Below are 490 nucleotides of genomic sequence, written 5' to 3'. Positions count from 1 at the left end.
GCCGCATCATACACTCGACGCGGTTGCGGCCGTGCACGATCAGCTTGCCGATCAGGCTGTCGTAATAGGGCGGGATCTTGTAGCCGGAATAGACGCCGGAATCGACGCGGATGCCCAGCCCGCCCGGCGTGTGGAAATGGGTGATCGTGCCCGGCGAGGGGGTGAAGGTGCGCGGGTCCTCGGCATTGATGCGGCATTCGATGGCGTGGCCGTTGAACTTGATGTCCTCCTGCCTGACCGAAAGGCCGCCGCCGGAGGCGACACGGATCTGCTCGTGCACCAGGTCGATGCCGGTGATCGCTTCCGTCACCGGGTGCTCGACCTGCAGGCGGGTGTTCATCTCGATGAAATAGAACTCGCCGTCCTCGTAGAGGAATTCGATGGTGCCCGCGCCGGAATAGCCGAGATCGGCGACGGCCTTGGCGCAGATGCCGCCGATGCGCGCGCGTTCCTCGGCATTGAGCGCGGGCGAATTCGCCTCTTCCCAGAC

Annotated in this window: 1 pseudogene; it reads right to left on the bottom strand. The window is 64.7% G+C overall.

The window, feature by feature from the left end:
- Nucleotides 1-490, bottom strand: a pseudogene (locus EOA33_RS38250) (acetyl-CoA carboxylase biotin carboxylase subunit); the annotation flags it as partial.

The sequence above is a fragment of the Mesorhizobium sp. M4A.F.Ca.ET.050.02.1.1 genome, from assembly GCF_003997725.1.
In the GTDB taxonomy this organism is placed as follows: Bacteria; Pseudomonadota; Alphaproteobacteria; order Rhizobiales; family Rhizobiaceae; genus Mesorhizobium.
The sequence above is the reverse complement of the archived record's forward strand: the minus strand, read 5'-3'. Positions and strand labels throughout refer to the sequence as shown.